Raw genomic sequence first — 3,029 nt, 5'->3', positions numbered from 1 at the left:
GATAAAATGGCAAAACTGCGTGAACTGATTATTAAAATTTCTGCTAATTCTTCCTCGTTTCAATCTGAAATAGCGCGTGCTTCGCGCATGGGGGAAAACTATTATCGGATCATTGAGCAAGGCGGGCGACGCGCCAGTGGTGCATCTCGTGAAATGCAACGCGCTATCCATGATCTAAATGGTGAGTTATCCTCCATTAAAAATACCGTATCAGGCGTTGCGGGTGCATTTGCAGGGGCTTTTGCAACACAGCAACTTATCAATTATGCAGACGTATGGAGTCAACTCAGCGGTCGATTAAAATTAGCGTCTACCTCGATGGAAGACTTTAAACAAGCACAGCAAGAGTTAATGACGCTGAGCCAAAGAACAGGCACATCGATTGCTGCGAATACGAATCTATATAGCCGTGTTGCACAATCCATGCGTGATGCGGGTTATGCCTCAAGTGATGTTGCGAAAGTCACTGAAACCATTGCAACTTCATTAAAGCTCTCTGGTGCCAGTGCTGAAGAAACCAGTTCTGTTATTACACAGTTAAGTCAAGCATTAGGCTCGGGTGTTCTTCGTGGTGAAGAATTTAATGCCGTTATGGAAAATGGTGGGCGATTAGCAAAAATGCTGGCTGATGGTATGGGAACGACGATTGGTGGCCTGCGTGAAATGTCACAAAGTGGACTACTCACGATGGATAAAATTGTTCCTATCCTGACAAATACGCAACAGTTACGAGCCGAATTTGAGCAATTACCAGCCACGGTAAGTGGGTCTGCACAGAAGATTGAAAATGCGTTCATGGCATGGATTGGCAATGTTAATGAAACATCAGGTGCTACTCGCACACTATCAACCGCAATGGAGGGGATCGCTAACAATATTGATGGTATAGCCTCTGTTTCTGGTGTGTTAATTGGTCTAGGTCTGGCGCGTTATTTTGGCGGGCTGACAACGAGTGTGGCGAATGCAACCATTGGGATTGCGCGTGCAACAAAAAGTGAAATAGCACATGCTCAAGCCCAATTGCAAGGTATAAAAATATCAACCGCTAGAGCAAGGGCAGCAGTCTATCGTGCTCAACAAGCAAAGTTAGCAGCACAAAGTGTTGAGCAACAAGCATTAGCTGAGCGCCGATTAGCGTCCGCGCAGGCAACGTTAAATAGAAATATTTCAGCTAGACGGACGGCACAATCAAATTTAAATAGAGTAGCTTCTGTTGGAAGTCGCCTTCTTGGTGGAACTGTGCGTTTGTTAGGAGGGATCCCTGGACTCCTTCTTGCAGGGGCTTCTACATGGTACATCATGCATCAAAATCAAGAGGAAGCGAGACGTTCTGCTATGGAGTATGCGGAAACAATAAATCAAGTTCAGGCAAGCTTGAAAAAAATGTCTCTTCCTGATGTTTTAGATAATCAAGGGAAAACGAATAGTTCTCTAATAGAACAAAATAGACTGATTGAAGAACAGAAGCAAAAAGTAAGTGACTTAGAAAAGAACATTAGAGGATATAAACAAATTTTAGCCTCTCCTGGTCCGAAAATGGGTGATTTCATGATAAATCATCTATCCAGTGAGTCAGAAGTCGTTAAGCAATTAGAGGATGCCGAAGCTAGCTTGCTCGCGGAGCAAGAAAAACTCCTGCAAATGCAGGAGAAATCTACAGGAATTCAGTCAGCATTAAAAAACATTGAAGAACAACGAGTATTTTTAATTCGACAACAGGCTTCAGAGCAAAACAAAGCCCATCAAGCCTTGTTGTTTATGAATGCTGAGCAAACGAAGTTCAATCAGATCATGAATATTGGTAACAATATGCTCGCTACTCGGCAGGCACTAGTCAATATTCCTATGCGTATTCCTAATGCACCATTAGATGATAAACAGCAGACGCTAATAAATAACTCTGAGCGAGATAAAATTCTCTCTTCATTAACGGGTGAAGCTAGAGTTATTAAACAGGCCGAATTTTCTGCCGATGATGTGGGGTTAACCAACACGCCAGAGCATGCCGAAAATCGCCAGAAATATATTAATAACCTAGTGACAGCTTTTCAAAATAGAGAAAAGCTAAATGAATCTCTTAAAACAGGAAAGGCAACACAAAGCGCCTATGGAAAAGCGCAAAAAGAAGCTGAAAGAACCGCAGAACAATATGAGCGGAAGATAGCTGATTTAAGTGTGGCAACAGAGGTTCAGAAGGTTAGGGCTTCACAAGGCGAAAAAGCCGCCTCTCTTTATGCGGCATCACATGAAAATGGGGCTAAATGGACTGATAAGCAAAGAGAAGCGATTGAACGCTCATCTGTCGCTCTCGCAGAATGGACACAAAAAGCAGATGATGCCGTGAAAAAGCATCGTGATATGGAAGATGCTCGCAAAAAACTGCAAGAAGCCACAGTCAAATTTAACGATGAAGCTACGTTAGCGACTCAAACCAATAGCATGAGTTCGCGAGAAAAAAGCTACTTTGAAGAAAGCCAGCAAATAGACCGTATCTACAATGAATCTGCAAAGAAAACAGAAGATATTGAAGCCAGATCTAAAGCATTAGATGCATTAGATCTTAAGTATCGAAATATAGCGCTCGCTGAATCTGACTGGACCGCAGGTATAACACGTGGAATGAAAGATTGGGTTCAAGAAAGCGGTAACTACGCTACTCAAACAGCTTCTGTTGTTCAAAATGCAATGGGAGGAATGGTTGATACTATTAGCGATAAATTAAATGGTAATAAAGCCAGCTGGAAAGATTGGTCTGTTAGCGTGTTGAAATCTATTCAGAATGTACTCATTAATGCGGCAATAGTGAATAGCCTTAATACAATGGCCGGTGCTGGTGGTTGGATGGGCGCTGTTGGTGGATTTTTAGGTGGTGTATCTGCCCATGCTAAAGGTGGGGTACATAGTTCAGAAAGCCTTAGTTCTTATAGTAATCAGATCGTTAGCTCACCCACTTATTTTGCCTTTGCTAAGGGGGGCGCGCCTAATCTCGGACTCATGGGTGAGGCAGGGAGTGAGGCTATAATGCCATT

At 42.9% G+C, this 3,029-nt stretch carries 1 protein-coding gene; it reads left to right on the top strand.

Annotation, left to right across the window (positions count from 1 at the left end):
• Positions 1 to 3,029 (top strand): phage tail tape measure protein (locus tag ABN212_RS18570; RefSeq protein WP_349443563.1); only part of this gene is annotated, 3,029 nt, incomplete at both ends.

The sequence above is a fragment of the Proteus genomosp. 6 genome (genome assembly GCF_040139785.1).
Classification (GTDB): Bacteria; Pseudomonadota; Gammaproteobacteria; order Enterobacterales; family Enterobacteriaceae; genus Proteus.
The sequence above is the reverse complement of the archived record's forward strand: the minus strand, read 5'-3'. Positions and strand labels throughout refer to the sequence as shown.